The organism is Pseudomonas gingeri, assembly GCF_013386165.1.
GTDB lineage: Bacteria > Pseudomonadota > Gammaproteobacteria > Pseudomonadales > Pseudomonadaceae > Aquipseudomonas > Aquipseudomonas gingeri_C.
Window position 1 is genome coordinate 474,855 of the sequence record NZ_JACAOS010000018.1, and the last position, 22,684, is coordinate 497,538.

Consider the following 22,684-nt stretch of genomic DNA (forward strand, 5'->3'; position numbering starts at 1 on the left):
CCGTCATCGCGAGCAAGCTCGCTCCTACATAAAAGCCTGTGCACGACGGTATTTCGCTGTGAAGCACCGTCCTACAGGGGGCGGGTATTGCTTTGCTAAATCACTTCGGCCCGAGAATTTTCAACAACTTGTCCGGTGACGGCGCACCCTGTTGCTGCTGCAGATCACCATTCTCGTCGAGATAAAAAATCGCCGGGGTGGCCGACAGTTCCAGGTCTTCCATCAACTTCAGGTTGGCATCGAGCTTGGCCTGGGTATCCGCCGGGATCGTCGCCAGCGGCTTGAGCGAGCTGCCCTTGCCGGCCTTTTCATGGTCGTGCAGGGCGATTTGCGGGTCCTTGGCGGTAAACAGTGCAGCCGCCTTGGCCGCGCTGTCCTCGCGGATAATCCCGACCATGATGTGGCGCAATTGCACCTTGCCCGATTCTACCCACGGCCGCGCCTGTTCCCAGAACATGTTGCAGTACGGGCAGTTGGGGTCGCTGAACAGATAGACGATGCGCGGTGCATCGGCCTTGCCGTCCTGTATCCAGTTGCTCTTCTCCATCTGCCCCCAGACCTGCTTGGCCATCGGTGCATACACCAGTTTCTGCAACGGCGCCTGGCTCAGGTCCTTGCCGTCGGCGTCATACAGGTTGCCGGCGATCACATTTTTACCATCGGCGGTCAGGTACAGCGCCATGCCATGGTTCTGGTACTGGGCGGCATAACCGCGCAGGCCTCCCGGTGCGTCGAAACTGCCGACGATTTTCGCGCCCTTGGCTTCGATGCTCTTGATCGGCGCGGGCAACTCTTCGGCCTGCAACGCGGGCGCTTGCAGCAGCAACGCGCCAAGGGCGGTGCTCAGGCTCAGGTTCAGCAGGTGGCGGTTGAAGGGCATAGCGATTTCCTTGCTGGGGCCGGTACGGCCGAAGGGGTTTTGGGTGGGCCGAAGTTTTCCAGGGCCCGGGCCAGGCTGGCCTCGGACAACTCGCCCAGGTGAGTGCCGAGCAGACGGCCTTCGGCGTTGTACAAAAGGGTGGTGGGCAGGGCCATGGAGCCGACGCTCTGGGCCAGCTTGCCGCCGTCGTCGAACAGCACGTTGTTCAGGTTCAGGCCCTGGGTCATCAGGAAGGTGCTGACGCTCTGCATGCTTTCGGCCTGGTTGACGAACAGGAAGGTCACGTCCTGGCGTTCATGCTGGGCCTTTTGCAGTACCGGCATTTCCCGTCGGCAGGGCGGGCACCAGGTGGCCCAAAGGTTGATCACCAGTGGGCCGCCCTGGTAGCTGCTCAATTGCACCTCCTGGCCCTGGGCATTGCGCAGGGTGATTTCCGGCAGGCGCGTGCCTTGTTCGTAGAGGGTCATCGACAGGCTGGCGAGCAGCCAGAACGCCAGGCCGCTGCCCAGGCCGAAGCCCAGTGGCCGGCGCAGGGCCGGACGTCGCCAACAGAACAGCGCGGCGCCCAGCAGCAGGGTCAGCACTCCCGGCCAGGCGAGGAAACCGCCGTCACGGATATCGAGCACCTGCAACGGGTCGTTGCGAAAATGCATCCAGTAGGCGATCACGAAGCTGACCCGCGCGACGAGCATGGCCAGCATGAACAGCCCGAACAGCACCGACTCCGGGTTTTCCCCGCCCCGTTTGGCCACCCGCCAGCCCACCAGTGTCGCCAGGGCGAGAGCGAGCAACAACAGCAGGTGGTTGATCGACAGGGCGAGGGTACCGAGGGTCAGGGTGAGCATCAGTGAGCGTCCCGTGTGCTGTTCCAGTTCTGGAGAAAAGCCTTGGCGTCGACTTCACCGGTAATCCGGCTGGCACGGCGTTCCTGGCCGTCCGGCGCAAGCCAGAGCAGGGTCGGTGGTCCTGGTACTTCATAGCGGCCGAGCAGTTCGTGGCTGGCGGCGTTGTCGTTGGTCACATCCAGGCGCACCAGCCGTACTTCACGCAGGGCCGCCTGGACCTCGGCCTGGGAGAACACCTGTTTCTCCATCAGCTTGCACGACACGCACCAGTCGGCGTAGTAGTCCACCAGCACCCATTGGCCCTGGGCCTTGGCCGCGTCCAGTTCGCGCTGCAAGGCGGCCGGGTCCTTGACGGTGACGAAAGCCTCGTGAGCCTCTGTAGTGCCATTGCTGGCGGTGACGCCGGTATAGACGTGCAACGGCCGCCACAGCTCGGTGCCGCCACCGGCTGCACCGACCACCAGCAACGCGCCCCAGAGACCGAGCAGGACGCCGGCGCAGGTGCTGAGCAGGGCACCGCGTCCAGGCTGGCGGCCCAGTCGCCAGGCGCAGCAGGCGATGATCAGTAGCAACGCGCCCCAAAGGCCGAGCCACAGGGATTCGCTGACCACCGGGCGAATCATCAGCACGGCGGTGCCGAGGAACAGGAAGCCGAACACGGCTTTGACCCGGTCCATCCAGGCCCCCGGCTTGGGCAGGAAACGGTTGCCCACGGTCACCAGCAGCAACAGCGGCAAGCCCATGCCGATGCCCATGGTGAACAGCACCAGGCCGCCTTCGACGATATTGCCGCTCTTGGCGATATACAGCAGGGCACCGGCCAGGGGCGCGGTCATGCACGGGCCGACCAGCAGGCCGGACAGGGCGCCGAGGATCCCGGCCCCCACCAGGCTGCCGCCGCGACGGCCGCTGCCGGCGTTTTCCAGGCGATCACGCAGGGCCGCCGGCAATTGCAACTCGAAGAAGCCGAACATCGGCAGGGCCAGCACCACGAACAACGCGGCGAAACTGCCCAGCAGCCAGGGTTGTTGCAGCAACGCCTGCAAGTTGCCGCCGAGCAGGGCCGCGAGCATGCCCAGGGCGGCATAGACAAGCGCCATGCAGACCACATAGCTGCCAGCCAGGGCAAAACCACGCCTCGGGCTGGCGCCACTGCCCACCACTAAACCTGCGAGGATCGGCAGCATCGGCAGCATGCACGGGGTGAACGCCAGCAGCAGGCCGAGGCCGAAGAAGGCCAGCAGGCTCCAGCCCAGGGCATTATGTTGCAGGTTGGCGGCCAGGGACTGATCCTGCGCCTGGCCCTGGGCTGGCGCCGTGGATGCCGTGGATGTCGTGGACACCGGGGCTTTGCCGCCCAGGTCGACGGTCTTGCTTTGTGGCGGATAACACAGGCCGGCGTCGGCGCAACCCTGCCAGCCCACCGTGACCTTGCCAGTGGCTCCGGCCGGGATCAGCAGTTCAAGTTCGCTGCGATAGACCTGCTGGTCGCCGAAGAACTCGTCGCTGTGGTGCTCGCCCGTCGGCAGGGCCGGTCGCTGGGCCGCGTCGAGGCCGTCGAGTTTCAGGCGTTTCTGATAGAGGTAGTAACCGTCGGCGATCTGCCAATACAGCCGGGTTTGTCCGGATGGCAGGGTTTCGGCGCTGAAGGCAAACGCCTGATCGACGGGCATGAAGTCGGGTTTTTTAACCGCAAACGGGTCGTTACCGGCCTGGGCCAGGCCTGCGAAAAGGGCAAAAACAAAGGTCAACAACCAACGCATAAAAAAGCCTTAGGAACGTGGCAAGTGGGGCCAGCCTGCAAGCAGGCGATTAACCGATCATTAACCCGGTTTTATACCGTGTTGGACGCGGACTTTGTAGGCGCGGGGCAATTAACTATTCTGGAGGCATTGGCGGCATAATCGCCGCTTAATCCATTTGCGTTCCAATTGACACATTTGCGCAGGTATCCCCATGCATGTACTGGTTTGCGAAGACGACGAGCTGATCGCCAGCGGCATCAAGGCCGGCCTGACCGCCCAGGGCATGACCGTCGAGCATGTCGCCAACGCCGCGGCGGCCCGCGCGATGTTGCGCGCGGCGGAGTTCGACGTGATGGTGCTCGACCTCGGCCTGCCTGACGAAGACGGCCTGAAACTGCTGGCGCAACTGCGCCAGAAGGGCCTGGAGATACCGGTGCTGATCCTCACCGCCCGCGACTCGGTCACCGACCGGGTCGACGGCCTGCAGGCCGGCGCCGACGATTACCTGCTCAAGCCCTTCGACCTGCGCGAACTCTTCGCCCGCCTGCAAACCCTGCTTCGGCGCGTGGCCGGGCGCAGCGTCAACCTGATCGAACACGGCGCCCTGAGTTACGACCCGAGCAGCCGCGTGACCCTGCTCGGCGGTCAGCCGGTGGACCTCTCGCGCCGTGAGCAGGCGCTGTTGCAGGCGTTGTTGCACAACCGTGGCCGGGTGCTCTCCAGCGAACAGTTGAAAGACAGCGTCTACGGCTTCAGCGACGAGCTGGAAAGCAATGCCCTGAACGTGCATATCCACCACCTGCGCCGCAAGTTGGGCAACGGCATCGTCGAGACCGTTCGCGGCCTGGGCTATCGACTGGGGCCGGCGGGGAGCGAGGACGCCATGTCATGATGAGCCTGCGCCTGCGCCTGAGCCTGACCATCGGCTCGGCGTTCATCCTGATCTGGGCCCTGGCCGCGACCTGGATGCTCAGCGACCTGCGGCACCAGATGATGTTTTCCCTCGACCAGCGGCTGGTGGCGTCGGCGCGCATGGTCGCCGGGTTACTGGAGCAATTGCCGCCGATTTCGAGCAAGGGCGACGGTACGCATTTCAGCGCCGAACAACTTAATATTCCCGGCGGCATGGCCTGCCAGGTCAGTTCCCTGCGCGGTGAAATCCTCGCCCGCAGCCACAACAACCCGGACCAGGCCCTGGAGGACCGGGCCGCCGGTTTCCATGACCAGATGATCGACGGCGCGCCCTGGCGCAGCTTCACCCTGGTGCGCGGCGATGTGCACATCACCACCGCCGATCGCCAGGTGGAACGCGAGGCGTTGAACCTCTCGGTGCTGCTGGCGGCCTCGGTGCCGGTCGGCGTGGCCTTGCTGGGTTGCCTGTGCCTGCTATGGCTGGGGATCGGCCAGGGCCTGGCGCCGCTCAATCGCATGCGTGACGCCTTGATGCGCCGTAGTGCCGACTCCCTGGAACCCTTGCAGGTGCAGCCGCTGCCCCGCGAGCTGCAGCCGTTGCTGGACACCCAGAACCAGCTGTTCCAGCGCATCGGCAAGACCATCGAGCGTGAGCGCCGCCTGACCGGCGATGCCGCCCACGAACTGCGCAGCCCGCTGACCGCGATCAAGACCCACCTGCAGGTGGCGCGCATGACCGAAGGCGCGGCCCGTGACCAGTCCCTGGCCCATGCCGAAGCCGGTGCCGACCGCCTGCACCGGACGCTCGAACAGTTGCTGCTGCTGGCGCGGGTCGAAGGCAGCCTGTCGTTCGACGACGGTGTGCAGTGTAATGCCGAGCAGGTGGCACGCCTGGCGATCCAGGATTCGGCCAACGGCAACCGTGATCGCATCGCCTTGCACCTGTCGGAAAACTTCTCCGCGGCCCCGCTGGAAATGCCCTCGGCCCTGTCCATCGCCGCCTTGCGCAATCTGCTGGACAACGCCCTGCGCCATACCCCGGGCGACGCCTTGGTGGAACTGAATGTGGAAACCGTCGGCAACCGCGTGCACTTCCAGGTGCGTGACCACGGGCCGGGCATTGCTGAGGACGACCTGCAACATCTGACCCAGCGTTTCTGGCGCAATAGCACCAGCACTGGTTGCGGCCTGGGCCTGGCGATTGTCAACGCCATTGTCCAGCGTTGCGGCTGCGTGCTGCACTTCGACAGCCGCCCCGACGGGCTGCGGGTCGAGCTGACCATGCCGTTGCAGGCGGTCTGAAACCGCCTTCGTACAAAACTCCTCATGCAAACCGTCGCCTGGGTGTAAATCCTGGCGGCGCTGGTGCGTTTCCTGAACACGAAGCCTGCACGCGCCCGCGTGCGGGCACAGGGTTTTGGTCAATATCATCAGAGTATTGAGGGATCGAGAGATGTCAGTCGCTACCAGCCTTATTGAAAAATTACCGGTCAGCGCCAGCCAGCTGCCGGTTGGCACGCTCTATCAGTTCGACGAGTCGCCGATTCTGGCCCGCCAGAATCGTCAGGAATCCAATGCTCGCAGCTACCCACGACGTATCCCCCTGGCACTCAAGCGCGCCAAGGGACTGTATGTCGAGGATATCGAGGGCCGTCGTTTCATCGACTGCCTGGCCGGTGCCGGGACCCTGGCCCTGGGGCACAACCATCCGGTGGTGATCGAGGCGATCCAGCAGGTGCTGGCCGATGAGTTGCCGCTGCACACCCTCGACCTGACCACGCCGGTCAAGGACCAGTTTGTCCAGGACCTGTTCGGTTTGCTGCCCGAGGCGCTGGCCAAGGAAGCGAAGATCCAGTTCTGCGGCCCCACTGGTACCGATGCGGTGGAAGCCGCGCTGAAACTGGTGCGCACGGCGACCGGCCGCAGCACCATCCTGTCCTTCCAGGGTGCTTATCACGGCATGAGCCAGGGCGCCTTGAGCCTGATGGGCAGCCTGGGGCCGAAAAAACCATTGGGTGCACTGCTGGGCAACGGCGTGCAGTTCCTGCCTTACCCCTACGACTACCGTTGCCCGTTCGGTCTGGGTGGCGCGCAGGGGGTGAAGGTCAACCTGCATTACCTGGAAAACCTGCTGAACGATCCCGAGGGCGGCGTGCAGCTGCCGGCGGCGATCATTGTCGAGGCGGTGCAGGGCGAGGGCGGCATGATTCCGGCGGACCTCGACTGGTTGCGCGGCCTGCGGCGGATTACCGAGAAGGCCGGGGTGGCACTGATCGTCGACGAAATCCAGAGCGGTTTCGGGCGTACCGGCAAGATGTTCGCCTTTGAACACGCCGGGATTATTCCGGACGTGGTGGTGATGTCCAAGGCTATTGGCGGCAGCCTGCCGTTGGCGGTGATGGTCTATCGCGACTGGCTCGACACCTGGGCGCCGGGCGCCCATGCCGGGACCTTCCGGGGCAACCAGATGGCCATGGCCGCCGGTTCCGCGGTGATGCGTTATCTCAAGGAGCACGACCTGCCGGCCCACGCCACGGCCATGGGCGCGCGCTTGACCGAGCATCTGCGTACCTTGCAGCGGGACTTCCCGCAGTTGGGTGATATTCGCGGTCGCGGCCTGATGTTGGGGGTCGAACTGGTGGACCCGCGTGGTACCCCGGATGCCCAGGGTCATCCGCCAGCCTTTGCGCGCCTGGCGCCGCTGATTCAGCGTGAGTGCCTCAAGCGCGGCCTGATTCTCGAACTGGGTGGACGTCACGGTGGTGTGGTGCGCTTCCTGCCGCCGCTGGTGATCAGTGCTGCGCAGATTGACGAAGTGGCGCGGATTTTCGGCGATGCCCTGGCGGCGGCCGTGGCCAGCCTCTAATTTTTTGCCGGGTTTGAACGTTTCCTTCTACACGACGGCTGCGCAACAGGCGCAGCGTCATCCCCAGACAACGGAGAACAGCAATGACTTCAGTATTTGACCGCGACGACATCCTCTTTCAGGTAGTGGTCAACCACGAGGAGCAATATTCCATCTGGCCGGACTACAAGGCAGTCCCCAATGGCTGGCGCACCGTGGGCAAAAGCGGCTTCAAGAAAGAATGCCTGGAATACATCGAAGAGGTCTGGACCGACATGCGCCCACTGAGCCTGCGCCAGAAAATGGAGGCGCAGGCCGTAGCGGGTTGAAGGCTTGCCCTGATGCCGGTCAGCTAGGAGCGATCTCAAGTCTGGCCGAGATTTGTGGCGAGCGGGCTTGTCGGAACGCCGCACCGCCGCTCTCGGCTGCGAAGCAGTCGTAAAACCTGTTGTCGCGATCTGCCAGATACACCGCGAGCACCGGTTTGAGGGCCGCTTCGCGCCCCAGCGCGGGCAAGCCCGCTCGCCACAAGTCCGTGCTCGGTATCAAGGTTTGCCCCCGCACCAGGCGGGGGCTGATGGTTCAGAGATCGTTATGGGCTACGTAAGGGTCCAGGTTCTTCGCGTAGATCAATTCGCGCTTCAAGTGATCGAGATCGTCGAAGACCTCCGATCCGTCGTAGCCCAGCGCTGGCGCCCTGAGGCCGAGCTTGTCGGGCATCCCTGACTTTTGCAGGATGGGGATGACCTTCAGTGAGCGGTCCGCTGATCGATAGACCAGCACGGGACCGTTCTCGACCTGGCCGAACAGAAACATTCCGGGCCGATTGAGGTGGGGATGGGTATCGAGCCTGGGCGTCCCGGGCAGGCCCCCGGGTGTATCCGCCACCTGGACCATGCCGACGCTCTTGAGTCGCCAGGCCAGATCGTCAATGCTGCTGAATCTTTCGTTTTCAGGAATACCGGATCCGGCAGGGGCAGAGAGTTGTCCTTCGCGGGCAATCAACAGGGTCTCCCGGTAGGGACTGTTTTTGGGTTTCTGCACCAGCACGAAACCCTCGGGAGTTATCTCGATCAGGAAGTCCGATGGCTTGTGCAAGCACTCCCTGGGGTTGGGCGGGGCAGAGCGCAGGGGAGAGGACTGAATACTGATCTCCAGCTTCAGGTCTGCGCGGATCTGATGAGCACCCGTGGAGAAAAGCGCCACGTCACCGCTATCGGGAGTGATCCGTAGCGCCGGCTTGCCCCCCGTGGCGACGGTGCGCAGACCCACGGCACCTTGTAATTCAGCCAGGCCGGGTATTTGCCTGAGGGTGTTGACGTGGATATTTTCCACCAGCGCCAGCCATTTATGCGCGCCATATTGCTGCTGGTCGGCACTGATCAGCTTGTGGGCAATATAGTTGAAGATGGGCAAGCGCCTGAGGCTCGGGCTCCATTCCGGATTCGGGTCCTGAACGCGCTGCCCGTCGGGATAACTGATGGCGGTGTCGAGTGCCAGGATCCTGATACCTTGTTTGCGAGCGCTGATCAGCAATTGTCGCAGTGAATACTTGCCCTTCGGATCAATCGAATCCTTATTGTCCTCATTGCGCAGGATATTCTTCAGCTCATCGGGCATCACGCCTTTGCTGTGAAAATCGTCCAGAAGCTGTTGGTCGAAGTCTTTCATCAGGTGCTGTACATAAATCCGTTGCACCTGGAGCCTGGCGAGAACCGGCAGGTTGTCGATCAGCAGTTTCCTGGCACTGACGATTGACTTGGCGCCCGTGCCCAGCACCAGTCCATGGCCGTTTTCGTAGATTTTTTCAAGGAGCTGCGCCGCTGGGCTGTCTGCCGGTAACTGAGGCACCGGGCGTTGGCCGGGGATGACCTGGGTGTGCGCAAAGAAGGCCTGGGCGGTTTGCTCCAGGAGTTTCTTTCGGCGAGAGAATTCGCTGCGGATATTGATGTTGGTGTTATTCGTGGTACTGCCGGGGTCCATCAGCAGGACACCCCTTTTTTCGCGGATTTCAGGGTTGAGCAAGGCCCTGAATCGGGGCGACGCTTCAAACGAGACCTTCCAGGGCACTTTTACCGACAGTGTCAGGTCGGCGTTGATAAAGCTCATACGGGGCCCGCTGGCTGGGACCGGCAGGAGGGTTTGTGCCGTGGGCCCGATCACTACATCTTCGACCTTCAGGCCGATGACGCCTTGTGCCATGGCCAGACCTGGCGCAAGGCTGGGGAGGCGACCATTGGCGCTATTGTTGTCCAGCAGGGCAATCCATTTACCCCCGGCGCGATTCAGCCGATCGGCGTGGATGACCTGGTTGGCATGGTGGACCATCATCCGTCCATGGTCGACCCGGGCGCGTTCGTCTTTCGTGAGTGAGTGGGTCGCCGCACAATCGAGTGCCTGAACCCGAATACCGTGACTCTGTGCGGTGCTGACCAGACGGTAGTAACTGTAAAAACCCGGCGAGGCGCTGCCATACACGGTACCCAGTACTCGCAAGTGGGTAGCCAGTTCGGTGTTCATGAGTCCGGTTTTATGAAAGCTGTTCAGGCGACCCTGGTCGATATCGGTTCTCAGGTGCTCCAGATAAAGAGTTGTCACACCTTGTTCAGCCAAGGTGGCCATGTTCTCGATCAGGAACACTTTGCTGCCCGGGCTGGTGGGCAGTTCGCCGATGACCAAGCCCTCGGCGTTTCGATAAAAGGCCTCGATCATTGTGCGCGGGCTGCTGCCGCGGCTTGGCTGGGGGCGCGTGGGCGCGGGCGGCAGTGTGTGGGTCTTGAAGAACTCGAGGGCATCCGTCAGCAGTCGTGAGCGTAGCTCCACGAGTTTCTGTTTCGCGGCGATTTGCGCCGGGGAGCTGCCGTTGTTCGACAAGGCTGGCGCCTGAGCGGCAATTGCCCGGTGTTTTCCAGGTAGTTGATATTGGCGCAATGCCGTTGCGACGCTGTTTTCTTTCCAGATATCGCTACCTGCGACCCGATACAAGGCCGGGCCTGAGGGCAGGTATTCGTCCCTGGCCTGGGCACAGTAGGACCTGACGCTTTCGTCATAGCTGACCATGACGACCTGGCCATCGTCGAGATTGACGAACTTGCGCTGCTGGACCACGCGAAATCCTTCGCTGTCGGGGGGCGGCAGGCCTTTGGGCGCGGGCCTTGCGTAAACGCTCAAGGGGCGTCCGAGCGACTGGCTGTTGGCAATGGGACCGGCGATGTTGCTGACGGTAATGGGTGCCGCGACGCCGGGGGGCAGCGCGACGGGAGCCGCCGCTGGGCTGACGGCCGGCAGATTCCCGGAAGTGCCTGGCAACACCGGGGTGCCGGTGCCGGGCAGGCGATTGTGTATCGCCGGGCTGATCTCGGGGAGTCTGATGGTCGGCAAATCGGGCTGTCCGGCGCCGGAAGTGACGGGGCGAATCGGTATTCTGGGAGACATGGCGGAATCCTTTCGTTGATCGTGGTTTCACCGGGGGCCGGCCATTGGCGCGCCTTGTGCTGCGGGCAAGCCCTGTGCGGTTTTGCTCGGGTAGGTTTGCTGGTCCCGCGCGGCTAGCGCGGGGAGTGGATAAACAGGTCCGAGGGGGCGATAAGGGCGGCTTCGTCGTTGTCCGTGCGCCACTGCTGCGTCAGCGTGTCGTAGATCATCGCGTCGTAGGCCGACTGGGACCGTGCACTTGAAGACGACTCGCTGATCACCCTGAGTCCCTTGACCCTGACGCGACTGCTGGCCAGTTGGTCGTCAGCCTGATGTCGGTCGAGACTGCTTTTTATGGCGTCCAGATCGGCATAGGCACGAGCATCCAGTTCATGCAGCAAAAGCTGCTCGAAGATCCGATCCACCTCATACCGGGCGCCCGATGTCAGGACCAGGTAAATCAGGTCCATGGGTTGCAGGGGATCGTCGTGCTCCGGTAGCAGGAAACGAATATTGCCGACCCATAGTTGCTGGCCGGCGATCCTGATATCACCGGGCGTTATCACCTGCCCGCTGGCTTCGGTATGGATGTACCAGGTCGACGCATTGGCGATTTTCGCCAGGGCGCCCGGCGTCGACAGGTGAATGGTTGCGTTGGCGCAGGGATAGAGTTCATAGGTTGAACTCATGCCCTCCAGGGTGTAGGTCGTCGAGGCGCCGCCGGCTTTGAAGTCGACGCGCTGCGGATGTTCTTTCAGCGAGGCACTCTGGTTTTCCGGCGAGCGGAACAGGTAGTTGCCGGTACGCCTGTTTAATGAACCATGACCCTCGACGGTCCTGACGCCCGGGTTGCGCTGGTCGTCGAGATAGCGGGTGGTTGGCGCGCCGAGCTGGTACGAACTGCCATCGCGCAGCACCAGGACAATTCCATGGTTGAGGTCGAACCCCGTGGTATGCAGGGCGCCACCGACATCGCTCGGTTTGCCCGTACCCTCGACCACCCAGTCCTTGAGTGTCAGTTGCGTCTGGTCGTTGAACCGCAGTATCAGCCTGGCCTCGCTGTAGTTCAGGTAGGTGAAGGCACCGATGCGTTTCGCTTGCACCTGGTAACGCGCGCTGACCTGTTCGATTTCAGCGCTGTCGTAGTCGAGGAACAGCGTGGTTGAAGAGGACGTGTGGTCGGGTGTGACCTGGAAAGTCGTGCGCAGGGTCTGCCTGGCGATGAAGTAGCCACTTGGCGAGTTTCCGGGAAGACTGTGCTCGCCGCCATTGACCGGCTGCGGGGCCGGCGGGAGTTGTCCGAGGATCAGCACCGATACGCGGATGTCCCGGTCGTCCGTACCCTCCAGCGTGGCCGGCAGGTCGGGCTTGAGGGTGTGGCCCTCGCGGGTGACAAACAACAACAGGTCATTGTGCAGTTGCCGCCCGCCGTCGTGTTTATAGACACCCCGGATGATCAATTGGTGACTGGGCAGCGTGCCATTTTCGTCACGCAACGAGGTGACGATCAGCGCGGTGTCAACGATGCGCCAGCTCTGGATTCGCTCCATCGGCCAGTCCAGTTCGACGGTGCTGGGTTCGCCGCCGTCCTCGTCGAGGATCACGCTTCTGCCCGTGGAGGTCATCCGGTAGTGATCTTTGCCGGGGCCTCCGTCGACCCGGCTCTCAATGCCCTTGAGGTTAAAGTGATCGTCACCGCCGCCGCCGCTCGCCTGGTCGTCCAGACCTTGCAGGGTGATGTGGTTGGCCTGGGCGTTGCCGGTCACGCGACTGCTGCCACCGGCAAGGGTTTCGACATGCTCGATGGAGGCCAGCGTGGCATAGGCGACCGGCTTGAGGTCGGCGGCATTGCGTCGCAACGCCAGGGTACCGCTGTCCAGGTCAACCGCGTGGCCGACAAAGTGCAAGCTGTTGCGCGCTTGCACCTGCCCTTGCAGTGACAGCGTATCCTGGCCGTCGCCACCCTGCAGCGTACTGATGGCGGACACGTCGGGGGTGTTCAGGGTTTCCTGAGCCTGGAACAGAAAAGCGTCATCCTGATCGCCGCCGGTCAGGGTCTTTGTACCGGTCGAAAAGGCAAAGTAGTTGGGTTTGTCGGGCGCGCCGATGACCTGGTCGTTGCCGCCGCCCAATTGCCAGAGCAGGCCCTTCTTTTCCCCAGGGGTTCCGCTGACCAGGCCGGGGACTTGCTCCAGGCCCCTTGAGGCGTCGATCACATCGTCACCTTCACGGACAACCGGCGTATTGACGGTCGTAAAGGGTTGCTCCTCGTCCTCATCCCAGCGCAATGCCCAGTGTTTCACCGGCTCAAGCTCGACGTGGAAGTTGCCGTTCACCACCCCCGCGAGGGTTTCCTTCATTTCCACGTCGAGCAGCGCCCGGGCACGGGTTTCCAGGGCTTTGCCATAGTCGACCCGGGTGCGCTCGACCAGGTAGCGGTCCATGACTTCCTGGTCCAGCGCCTGTCCGGTAAAGGCGAACCAGCCCGAACGCCAGCGCTCGTTGACGGTCAGCTCGATATAGTCGTCGATATCGTCGACCTGGCGTACGGCACTGTAGATCTTCGCGCCGACGATCAATACCGCGCACGCCACCAGGCCAAGTGGGCCGGCGGCGCTGAACCCGGCGGCCGCCGCCGCGCCGAGTGCCAGTGACAAGGTGGCGCTGGCAATGCTGAAGCCGGCCGTGACGTAATGGTCCATGGCCTCCTTGCCGCTGGTCTTGGCGGCATGATTGAACGCCACCACGGCACTGTGGATATCGAACGGCAGGGTCAGCACATTGCCCAGCAGCCCGGCACTGCGGCTGACCAGCAGGCCGGCGGAGGTGGCGCGAAAGCCCTGGAAAATCCGGCCGCCCTGGCTGAGCAGGGCTTCCCCGGTTTTCCGCAAGCCGCGCTCGACCAAGATGGACGTCAGCTCGGCGCCGATGCTGCCGGCATTCACGGCCGCCTCGGTGACGTCGCGCTTTTTCAGCGCTTCGCGGATGCCGACCAGGCCGCTGTAGATCCCGTAGGCCTGCATGCCTGATCCCGCCGTCAGCAGGCTGCGGCTCTTGGCGGTATCGATCCAGCTCGGAAGGCTGAAGGTGACGTATTTGTGCGTGAGGACCTGCAGGTTCTGCAAGCGCACCAGCAACTGATTGAGATGTTTCATCAGGTTGGCGGCCAGCGCCGGTTTTTCTGCCCCGAGCAAGGGCGGTGCCTGCTGGGAGCGTTGCGAGGCTATTTCAAACAGCACGTCGATCGGGCGCTGATTGGCAGCGTCTCCCGCCTCCAGATGCTGTTGCAGTTCAGTCGGGTCGAATTGCAAGCCCTCGACCAGGGCCCGGCCACTGCCCTGGAGTTGCGGGTCGGCACTGTCGAGGTTGCGTCCGCGGAGTCTGGCACCCATGTCGTAGAGTTCCACGCGACTGATGACAAAGCTGTCCAGGGTCACCGGCCCCAGGCGTGCGTCCAGTTCGGCGAGGCCGGCCCGGCCCCTGGCGGGTGAGGGCGTGCGAGCCGGGGCGGAGGAAGGCTTGTTCAGCGCAGGGTGGGTAACAAGGTCCGAGATGACCATGCCATCGACGGGCCTGGCGACCCGTTCATCCCTGCTGAGTGTGTTGGCCATGGATAAGTCCTTTTATCGTGAGTTCTTGAGGAAACGCACGAAGGAGTATCTCCAGGGCTGTTTTTGCGCCTGTGGTACTTGTTTATGGGGTCAGCTTGTCCTTGTCGGCGATGAGCGGAATTTGCCGCAGGACAACGCCTGCCTACAGGGGCGCCAGTTTCCCCAGCACTTGCGTGATCGAGTCTTCCAGCCCGGCCAGCGGATCGGCGTTCTCAGTCTCGAGTACCAGCAGCGTGCTGCCGGCCTGGCTGATCGCCGATTTCACCGCCTCCGGCGGCTGGCGGTGATCCAGCACCACCTTCACCTCGGCGTCCTTGAGGGTCGCGCTCAGCTTGGCCAGGGCCTCGGGGGTCCATTGGTCGTCGGCCCGGGCATCGACCTGGATCAGCTCCAGGTTGAGCCCGCCCACCAGGTAGTTGAAACGTTCGGAGAGGCTGAACACGCTCAGGTTGTCGGCTTTGGCCAGCCGCGCTTCGCTGTCGGCGCTGAGCTTGAGCAGGTGTTGCTTGAGGGCCGCCAGGTTGCTCTCGATCTTCGGCTTGGCCTCGGGAGCCAGGCGCACCAGGTCGGCGGCGACCACATCGGCCATCCGCCCGAGGTTATTGCTCGACAGCCAGGGCTGGCTGTTCAGGCCATCCACGCCTGTGCCCGGCTGCACCGCGATACCCGCCAGGCCACCGTCCACCGGACGGGCCGCATCGACTTCGACGATCCGCACATTGCTGCGGCGGGCCATGGGGTAGAGCGGGTCTTCGGGCCACAGCGAACGTATCCCGATCACCGCGTCGGCATGGCTCGCCAGCTTTTCCAGGGCCGGGGCCCCGCGTCCGCTGAAGTAGGCGCTCTGGCGACTGCCCGGCAGGTTGGCGTCAGCCGCGTGTTGCAGCTCCACGCCGCTGTCCTTGAGCAGGATTTCGCCCAGGCCATAGGTGATCGGCAGGCTGGCGAGAATGCGCACCGGCTTGACGGCGCTGCTGGCGTGCAACGCTGCATTACCCAGGCCGTGATTGGCGGTGATCTGCATCGGCGCCGGGTTGGCGAGCGATGCGACGCTGTACAGACTACTCAGGGTCAGGGCGAGCGCCAGGGGGCGAAAAATAGGCATTTATCCAATATTCCCTTTGAGGCTGGGCACGGTGCCACGGGCGATCGCCGCGAGGGCGAAGGCGATACCGGCCATCAGGATGATCGCCGCGCCGGACGGCACGGGCAAGTCGAACAGGATCGGCAGCAGGATGCCGCACAGGGTGCTGACGGTGGCAATGGCCACGGAGATCCAGAAGAAGCCCTTGAGCGACTGACTGAGCAGGCGCGCGGCCGCGGCCGGAATCACCAGCAGGGCGCCCACCAGGATCGCGCCGATGACTTTGACCGCCGCCACGGTGATCAGCGTCACCAGCACCACGAACAGGTAGTCGAGGGTTTTCACCGCGACGCCGCGCACCGCCGCCAACTGCGGGTTGAAACTGGCGAGCATGATGCGGTTGTACAGCGGCAGGCTCAGGCCCATGACCAGGCTGCCGACAATCAGCAACACCAGCAGGTCGTTGCCGTTGACCGTCAGCACCGAGCCGAACAGCACGTTCTCGAGGATATGCACGTTGATCTTGCCGGCTAGCACCAGCAACAGGCTGGCGCCCAGGGCCAGGGACACCGAGAGAAAGACTCCGATCAGGGTATCCGGGGCCAACCCGGTACGGTTGCGCAGATAGTTGAGCAGCACGCCGAACAGCAAGCAGTAGCCGAACAGGCTGCCATAGGGGCCGGTGTAGGGTTCGCCGAGCAGGATGCCGATGGCCACGCCGGTCAGGGCCGCGTGGCCCACCGCTTCGGAAAAGAACGCGAAGCGCTTGACCACCACCAGGGTGCCGAGGCCGCCCAGCACCGGGCCGATCAGCAGACCGGCGATCAGCGCGTTGATCACGAAACCATAGGCTAGTGCCGCTGGCAGGAAACCGGAGGAGGCCCAGCCCTGGATCATCAGGCGAAAAGCTTCATAGCTCATGCTCGGGCCTCCTCGTTGATGCTCCGTGGATGGGTGGAGAACAGGCTCAGCAGGCGATCCGGGGTCAGGGCCTCGGCCGGCGAGGCGTCGAACAGCACCCGGCGATTGAGTCCGGTGACCCGGTCGGCCAGGCGCTTGACCGCTTCCAGGTCATGCTCGATCCACAACACGGTGATACCGGCGCGACGCCAGTCCACCAGCAAGCGTTCGAAGACCTGGATACCGGCTTCGTCCAGGGCCGACATCGGTTCGTCGAGGACCAACAGTTGCGGCGCGGGAATCAGCCCCTGGGCCAGCAGCACCCGCTGCCGTTCGCCACCGGACAACGCGCCCATGCGCCGCTTGCGCTTGTCCTGCATGCCGACCCGCTCCAGCGCTGCGCCGATCGCCCCGGCGAAATGCCGGGACAGGCCGAGAAAGGCCGGGCGCCGTTGGCACATGGCGGCCATGAAATCGTCGACGGTCATCGGCAGCCCGCGGTCGAACTCCATGGCCTGGGGCACGTAGCCGATGATGCCGGGGGCGCCCGGCCATTCCAGGCTCAGGCGTCCCTGATGGGGCATCTGCCCGAGCAGGGTCTTGATCAGCGAACTCTTGCCACCGCCGTTGGGCCCGACCAGGGCATGCACATGACCGGGGCGGACCTGAAAGCAGACCTGATCGAGGATGGTGGTGTTACCCAGGACCAGATCGATGCCGTTGAACGTCAGCGTCGGGCCGATGGCCGGGGTGATCAACTGTTCGGCTGCAGTCATGCGCCGGCCTCCTGAATCGCCTGGACCACGGTGTTCAGGTTGTTGGTCATTTCCTTCTCGTACTTGTCGGCCGTGTAGTCGCCATAGGAAATATGCGACAGCGGATAGATCCGCACGCCCGACTCACGGCGGATGGTCTCGACATAGGTGGACGGGAAATCCAGTTCCGAGAAAATCACCTTCACGTCCAGCTCCCGCAACTGGTCGATGGTCTTCTTCAACTGGCTCGGGCTCGGTTCGATACCGTGGGCCGGCTCGACCACGGCAGTGACTTCCAGGCCGAATTCGCGCAGCAGGTAGTCATAGGCCGCGTGCACCGTGGCCACCCGCAGGTCGGCGTTGGGTGCCTGGGTCAGTTTGGCCAGGGCGTCGGCGCGCATCTTGCGCAGGCGCTGGCCGTAGGCGCGGGCGTTGCTGGTGTAGGTCTTGGCGTTGTCCGGGTCGAGCTTGCCGAGTTCCCGGGCGATGTTGTTGACCTGGGCGATGGAAGCGCTGATGGACAGGAAGGTGTGCGGGTTGACCACCTTGCCGGCGCCCCGCGCGGCGGTGCCGGTGGCGGCCAGCAGCGGGACGTTTTCATTGGCCTCGATCACGGCGATATTGGGCTTTTCGCTGGCGGCGATCATGCGGTCGGCGAAGTCGTCGTGGCCGATACCGTTGAGGACGATCACGTCGAGGCTGCTGATGCGCTTGATGTCCTCGGCCCGCGGCTCATAGGCGTGGGGATTGAAGCCGGCGGGGATCAGCGGCACCACGTCGGCCTTGTCGCCGACGATGTTGGCGACGTAGCTGTAATAAGGATGCAGGGTGATGCCGATGCGCAGGCGCTTGGCCGGGTCGGCCTGGACCTGGAGGGACAGCAGCAGGGGCGAGAGCAGCAGTGCGAGTAACAGGCGACGGCGGCTGAACAGAGCTGAAATGGACATGGGTAGACAATCTTCCCTGGGCTGGATCGGAAGGTTCAGTGCCGATGCTGGCGGGTCACGCCGGCATCGAATTGCGCGACCACTTGCTGCCAACCGCCGGCGATCAGGGCGCTGTGACTCAGGTCGGCGGGCGCCGCCAGGCGGTTGCCGCGATTGAGCCAGATGTCCGGCGCGGCGTTCGCATCGCTGGCCACCCGCATCAGGAAGGAGCCGGCGGTGGCTGTGGCGTGGCTCAGACCGAAGTAGGCGTGTTGGTCGAGCAGTTGCCAGACATGGCCGCCGCGACTGACCGAACTGGCATCCTGGGCGAAGGGGGCGAAACCCTCGTCGCCGAGTTGTTCGGGGCTGGGCAGGCCCGGCTGGTCCTGCTGGCGCAGGTGGATTTCGTCGAGTGTCACCCGCAGGTCGGCGTAGATGCCCTGTTCGCCGGGGCTGAGGTCTCGGCGTGCATCCACCTGGTAGGCGGCGAGGGTGCTGGTTTCCTGCTTCTCGCCATGCAGTGCCACCACGGAGCCGGCGACCAGCAGCACGATCAGACAGAACAGCAGCACGTAGAGGGTTTCGTGGCCGGCCCCGGCAGGGCGCACGACCTGGACGGTTGATGGGGCGCTCATGGGGCTTCGATATCCGCGTGATCGATTTCAACGATATGGCCGGGACCGGCATCGAACAGCACATAAAAGTCCGTCGCCGGCTTCTTGAAGGTCAGGGTCGAGTCCTGCCCCAGCTTGCCGGGCAGCAGGATGCTTTCGTCATAGCCGATCACGTCCAGGGTCACTCCGGTGGCCGCGCTGCCGTCGGAGAAGCCGCCTTTGCATTGAATCTGCTCGGCGTCGATCTGCTTGCACTCGCAGATCGGGTTGTGGGCCAGGGCAATAGTGCTGAAGCCGGCTGCCAGTAGTAGGAGGCAGGTGGCAAGCGCCTTGGGTGGCGTAACGATCATTTCCGGGCTCCTTGTTTGTCCAGCCAGGCGATAGTGGCCGGAGAGGCCTGGCGCAGTGGAAGTGAGGCCTGATGCATCGAACCGTCCCAACCCTCGAGGGTTATCCACAGTTCGGCGTCGTCCTGGGTGCGATCGGGAATCGGCACCACCGCGTTCATGCGATAGGCGGTGCCGAAGAAGATCACACCGGCGGCGCGCAGGCTGCGGGGCTTGCCCACGCGCAGGTAGGCGGCCTTGACCTGCTCGCCGCACACGTCGCAGAGGCGTGCGTTGAAGCTTTTCAGATAGCCGGCGGGCCCGTCGCGGCGTGGCCCTTCGTCCCAGAGTTCGGCCATTTCCAGGCTCCAGGGGCCGACCTGGATGTGATTGAGGTGCTTGCCCAGGCCCGTATCGCCACGGAACAGCGCGGCATCGGAAAAATAGCGCGGCATGAAGCCCAGGGGGATCAGCACCAGCAGGATGTTGAGGTGGAAGCGCCATTTGTGCCAAAGGCGGCTGAGGGTTGACGGGGCTGGCAGTGCGCTGGCTTTGCTCACGGGTTCACCTGCGAGGTCTCGGCATTCAGGACGGCACGGGCCTTGGGTGCGGGCACCCGTTCGCTCTTGCTGCTGCGTTTCAGGGCCTGGGCGGTGGCCAGGGCGGTGCGCTTGGTCCAGATCAGCAGGCCGCTCAAGACCATCATGCTCAGCACCAGGCCGAAGAAGAACCAGATCAGCTTGATCCACAGGCCGCCGAAGTCCCCGGTGTGCAGGGGCCGCATCGACTCGGTGACGAACTCGAGGTTGTTGCGGTCCGAGAGCAGCCGCGATTGTTCGATCTTGCCGTTGTAGGGATTGATTTCCAGGGTCTGGTACATCAGTGGATAACCGCTGCGGCCGCCGACCTCGATGGGGCTGAAGGCATTGCTGGGCAGGCTGACGAAGCTCGAGTCGAGCCCGGGGACCCGTTGCTGGGCGATGCGCAGGGCTTCGTCCGCACCCAGCATCGGCGCCGGCCGGCCTTCAGGCATCAGTGGCGCGCTGTCGTGGGAAATGATGGCCGGGATCGGTCGGCTGGCGAAGCTGATCTGGTTGTCGGCGAGGATCGCCTGGATCAGGAACCAGGTGCCGGTGATGGAGATCACCGCGATAAACCAGATCGACCAGATGCCGCTCAGGCGATGGAAGTCGCCCCAGAAAATCCGTGCGCCGTGGTTGAAGCGCAGGGTTGGTTTGAAGAAGCCTTTCCAGAAGCGCTTGTACACCACCAACCCGGTGACCAAGGACGCCAGCAGTGGTAGTCCGAGCAGCGACACCAGGTACCAGCCCCAGCTGTAGCCGTTGACGAAAGGCACCAGCCACCAGCCGTGCAGGGCGCGGGTGAACTGCTTGAAGTCGAACTGCGGGCTGATGCCCTGGATCACTCCGGTATAGGGATTGACGTAGACGATCACCGAGCGGCCGTCGGGGTAGTTGATGTCGGCGCGCAGGGCGAAGTGGTCTTCATCCGGACGAATGATCTGCTGGACGATCACCTCGGGATCGCTCTTGCCGATGGCGGCGATCACCTGGTCGAAGCTGAGCAGCGGCGCGTCGTTGAATGGCTTGCTGGCACGGATTTCGGGGTTGGCCAGCCAGACGATCTCCTGGCTGATCACCGCCAGGGTGCCGGTGACGCAGACGATCAGGACAAAGAACCAGATGGGCAGCGCCAGCCAGCTATGGACTAGGAACCAGAGTCTTGAGCGGGATTTTTTCGGCGTGGAAAGCTTTGACATGGGAAAGCGGGGGCTCTTTCGTGAGGGTGTCATTTGAGTAAGACGGATGAGCGCGGGAAAAACGTAGAGGGAAATGAAAGTAAATGTTTCGACACCCGCTCAAGGGTGGCTTGTAGGTTCTCTGGTGGTGAGATCGTCAGTTAAGGAGCGGTCTTGTGGCGAGCGGGCTTGCCCGCGCTCGGCGGCGAAGCAGCCGTAAAACCATAGTTCCAGTTATGTCTGATACACCGCGATTACAGGTTTTGGGGGCGCTTCGCGCCCCAGCGCGGGCAAGCCCGCTCGCCACAGGTACAGGTGCAGGTACATGTTTCTGTGAATAGAGAGTTTGTTAATTTGAATGTTGCATATTGTTTGTGTTGGAGTACAACTTTGTAAAGTTGCTAAGTGGCAGCTGGTATTGATCAGTGATTGTAAAGGTTTAAATGAGTTTAATAAGGGTTTGGTGCAAAAGGTATTTGCATGAAAATAACTACAAAAGGAAATTGTATGAACAGCAACGCACCAGTGGTTGAAACTAAAGAGGGTCTGATCCAGGGCGGTATAGAAGGGCGGGTGTTTGTCTTCAAGGGCGTTCCTTACGCCGCGCCACCTTTGGGCAATCTGCGTTGGCGCGCGCCTGAGCCAGTGACGAAATGGCCTGATATATACAGGGCAGACCATTATGGTCCGGCCAACTTCCAGAATGCGAAGTTATGTGAGGCGATGGCCGGCGGCGACCCGGGACCACTCAGCGAAGATTGTCTTTATCTCAATGTCTGGACACCGCGGCTCGACAAGAACGCCGAGTTGCCGGTGATGGTGTGGATACACGGCGGTGGTTATCTGTTGGGGTCGGGGGGATTGCCGCCGTATATAGGCGCGCCGTTGGCCAGTCGACAAGTGGTGGTCGTCAGTATCAATTATCGCCTCGGCCATCTGGGCTTTTTTGCCCATCCGGCCCTGGACCGGGAAAACGGCGGGACGGCGGTCTGCAACTTTGCCTTGCTCGATCAGATGGCCGCGCTCGAATGGGTTCAGCGCAACATCGCTGGTTTTGGCGGCGATCCGCACAACGTGACGCTGTTCGGCCAGTCAGCGGGCGGCAGAAGCGTGCTATCGCTGTTCGCGGCACCGCAGGCGCGGGGGCTGTTCCACAAGGGAATCGCCCAGAGCGTCTACGGACTGCCGGATTCCCCTCGAAAAGACGCACTTGAGCGCGGCGTGAAATTCGCCGACTGCCACAAGCTGGGCGGCGCCGACGCCAGTGCCGAAAGACTACGCCAGTTGCCGGCGGAACATTTCTGGGCGCTCGATCCCGCGCTGGCGCCCTTTGGCGGACCGGTTCCCATCAGTGGGGACACAGTGCTACCGAAACCGATCCTCGAAGTTTTCGAGCAGGGTGAACAGGCGTTGTTGCCGCTGATCATCGGCAATAACAGCGATGACTCGAGCATCTTGGACGACTTTGGTTTTTCGCCCGTCGAGATCATCGAGGCGTTGACGCCTGAGCAATACGAATGGGTGAAAGGACTGTATCCGGGCCTGCCCGATGATGAGGAACTGGGGCGTCAGGTCGGTCGCGATCTGCTGTTCAGCACCATGGCCTATGTGATCGTCGAAGCCCATCGGGCAAAAGGCGCGGCTAGCTGGCGCTACTATTTCGAGTACGTCGCCGAGCAAAGCCGTCCCGGGTTTCCCCATGGCGCCCGGCATGGCGACGAAATTGCCTATGTCCTGGGCACGGGTATTGTTGCCCCTCCTCAAGATCAGCCGCTTACCGAACCGGACCAGACCTTTGCGCGACGCGTCAGTGCTTATTGGCTGGCGTTTGCCCATTTGGCGGACGGTGCGGACAGCATCGAGACGCCCGGCGAGGTGGCCTGGAAGAAACACAAGCCCCTGGTTCCCGGCCTTCTGGTCGGCCAGGCGATGCGCTTCGGCAAGGACGTCAGCGATGGCATCGCCCTGGAAGACAATTTCATGGCGCTTCGGGTGTTGGCCTTCGCGCCCCTGCTAAAAGACCTGGGCGCTCTTTTGCCGTAGGTGGGTATGTGTCTTCTCCGGGGCG

At 63.1% G+C, this 22,684-nt stretch carries 18 protein-coding genes; 5 read left to right on the plus strand and 13 right to left on the minus strand.

Annotated elements, in window-relative coordinates:
- Positions 1–100 precede the first annotated feature (100 nt).
- Genes dsbG through dsbD form a run of 3 tightly spaced genes read right to left on the minus strand, consistent with a single transcriptional unit; the run spans position 101 to position 3,488 of the window.
- A complete protein-coding gene (gene dsbG, locus HX866_RS23750) occupies positions 101–880 on the minus strand; it encodes a thiol:disulfide interchange protein DsbG (RefSeq protein ID WP_177140500.1) in 780 nt (259 codons plus the stop codon).
- A complete protein-coding gene (locus HX866_RS23755) occupies positions 856–1,725 on the minus strand; it encodes a TlpA disulfide reductase family protein (protein WP_177140501.1) in 870 nt (289 codons plus the stop codon). The genes dsbG and HX866_RS23755 overlap by 25 nt, the downstream gene beginning before the upstream one ends.
- A complete protein-coding gene (gene dsbD, locus HX866_RS23760) occupies positions 1,725–3,488 on the minus strand; it encodes a protein-disulfide reductase DsbD (RefSeq protein WP_177140502.1) in 1,764 nt (587 codons plus the stop codon). The genes HX866_RS23755 and dsbD overlap by 1 nt, the downstream gene beginning before the upstream one ends.
- Before the next feature lie 193 nt (positions 3,489–3,681).
- On the opposite strand from dsbD, the gene HX866_RS23765 reads away from it, so the two are divergent.
- From HX866_RS23765 to HX866_RS23780, 4 genes are all read left to right on the plus strand, one after another.
- The gene (locus tag HX866_RS23765) at positions 3,682–4,362 is read left to right on the plus strand and encodes a response regulator (RefSeq protein ID WP_177140503.1); all 681 of its coding nucleotides are present in this window, start codon (positions 3,682–3,684) and stop codon (positions 4,360–4,362) included.
- Entirely contained in the window at positions 4,359–5,684 is a 1,326-nt protein-coding gene (locus HX866_RS23770) for an ATP-binding protein (protein WP_177140504.1), read from the plus strand. The genes HX866_RS23765 and HX866_RS23770 overlap by 4 nt, the downstream gene beginning before the upstream one ends.
- Before the next feature lie 151 nt (positions 5,685–5,835).
- Positions 5,836–7,248: an aspartate aminotransferase family protein gene (locus HX866_RS23775; protein ID WP_177140505.1), complete on the plus strand. Its 1,413-nt coding sequence runs from the start codon at positions 5,836–5,838 to the stop codon at positions 7,246–7,248.
- A gap of 83 nt (positions 7,249–7,331) precedes the next feature.
- Entirely contained in the window at positions 7,332–7,556 is a 225-nt protein-coding gene (locus tag HX866_RS23780; protein ID WP_177095089.1) for an MbtH family protein, read from the plus strand.
- Positions 7,557–7,809: 253 nt separating this feature from the next.
- Here HX866_RS23780 and HX866_RS23785 read toward each other — a convergent pair whose 3' ends face one another.
- From HX866_RS23785 to HX866_RS23830, 10 genes are all read right to left on the minus strand, one after another.
- A complete protein-coding gene (locus tag HX866_RS23785) occupies positions 7,810–10,662 on the minus strand; it encodes a membrane-targeted effector domain-containing toxin (protein ID WP_177140506.1) in 2,853 nt (950 codons plus the stop codon).
- A 113-nt stretch (positions 10,663–10,775) separates the two neighbouring features.
- Positions 10,776–14,252, minus strand: a complete 3,477-nt coding sequence (locus HX866_RS23790; protein WP_177140507.1) for a calcium-binding protein — start codon at positions 14,250–14,252, stop codon at positions 10,776–10,778.
- A 142-nt stretch (positions 14,253–14,394) separates the two neighbouring features.
- The gene (locus HX866_RS23795) at positions 14,395–15,357 is read right to left on the minus strand and encodes a metal ABC transporter solute-binding protein, Zn/Mn family (protein WP_177095093.1); all 963 of its coding nucleotides are present in this window, start codon (positions 15,355–15,357) and stop codon (positions 14,395–14,397) included.
- Complete coding sequence (locus HX866_RS23800; protein WP_177095094.1) at positions 15,358–16,257, minus strand: metal ABC transporter permease; 900 nt, start codon at positions 16,255–16,257, stop codon at positions 15,358–15,360. It lies immediately after the preceding gene.
- Positions 16,254–17,012, minus strand: coding sequence for a metal ABC transporter ATP-binding protein (locus HX866_RS23805; RefSeq protein ID WP_177140508.1), 759 nt, complete (start codon positions 17,010–17,012; stop codon positions 16,254–16,256). Before HX866_RS23805 ends, HX866_RS23800 begins: the two co-directional genes overlap by 4 nt.
- On the minus strand, positions 17,009–17,938 hold the full coding sequence (locus HX866_RS23810; protein ID WP_177095096.1) for a metal ABC transporter solute-binding protein, Zn/Mn family: 930 nt from the start codon (positions 17,936–17,938) through the stop codon (positions 17,009–17,011). The genes HX866_RS23805 and HX866_RS23810 overlap by 4 nt, the downstream gene beginning before the upstream one ends.
- Before the next feature lie 35 nt (positions 17,939–17,973).
- The gene (locus tag HX866_RS23815; RefSeq protein ID WP_177140509.1) at positions 17,974–18,552 is read right to left on the minus strand and encodes a DUF6162 family protein; all 579 of its coding nucleotides are present in this window, start codon (positions 18,550–18,552) and stop codon (positions 17,974–17,976) included.
- Positions 18,549–18,881, minus strand: a complete 333-nt coding sequence (locus HX866_RS23820; protein ID WP_177095098.1) for a hypothetical protein — start codon at positions 18,879–18,881, stop codon at positions 18,549–18,551. The genes HX866_RS23815 and HX866_RS23820 overlap by 4 nt, the downstream gene beginning before the upstream one ends.
- Positions 18,878–19,417, minus strand: a complete 540-nt coding sequence (locus HX866_RS23825; RefSeq protein ID WP_177095099.1) for a thiamine pyrophosphate-binding protein — start codon at positions 19,415–19,417, stop codon at positions 18,878–18,880. The genes HX866_RS23820 and HX866_RS23825 overlap by 4 nt, the downstream gene beginning before the upstream one ends.
- Positions 19,414–20,637: a PepSY-associated TM helix domain-containing protein gene (locus HX866_RS23830; protein WP_177140510.1), complete on the minus strand. Its 1,224-nt coding sequence runs from the start codon at positions 20,635–20,637 to the stop codon at positions 19,414–19,416. Before HX866_RS23830 ends, HX866_RS23825 begins: the two co-directional genes overlap by 4 nt.
- Positions 20,638–21,123: 486 nt before the next feature.
- Between HX866_RS23830 and HX866_RS23835 the strand changes: the two genes are divergently transcribed.
- Complete coding sequence (locus tag HX866_RS23835) at positions 21,124–22,659, plus strand: carboxylesterase/lipase family protein (protein WP_177140511.1); 1,536 nt, start codon at positions 21,124–21,126, stop codon at positions 22,657–22,659.
- Positions 22,660–22,684 lie beyond the last annotated feature (25 nt).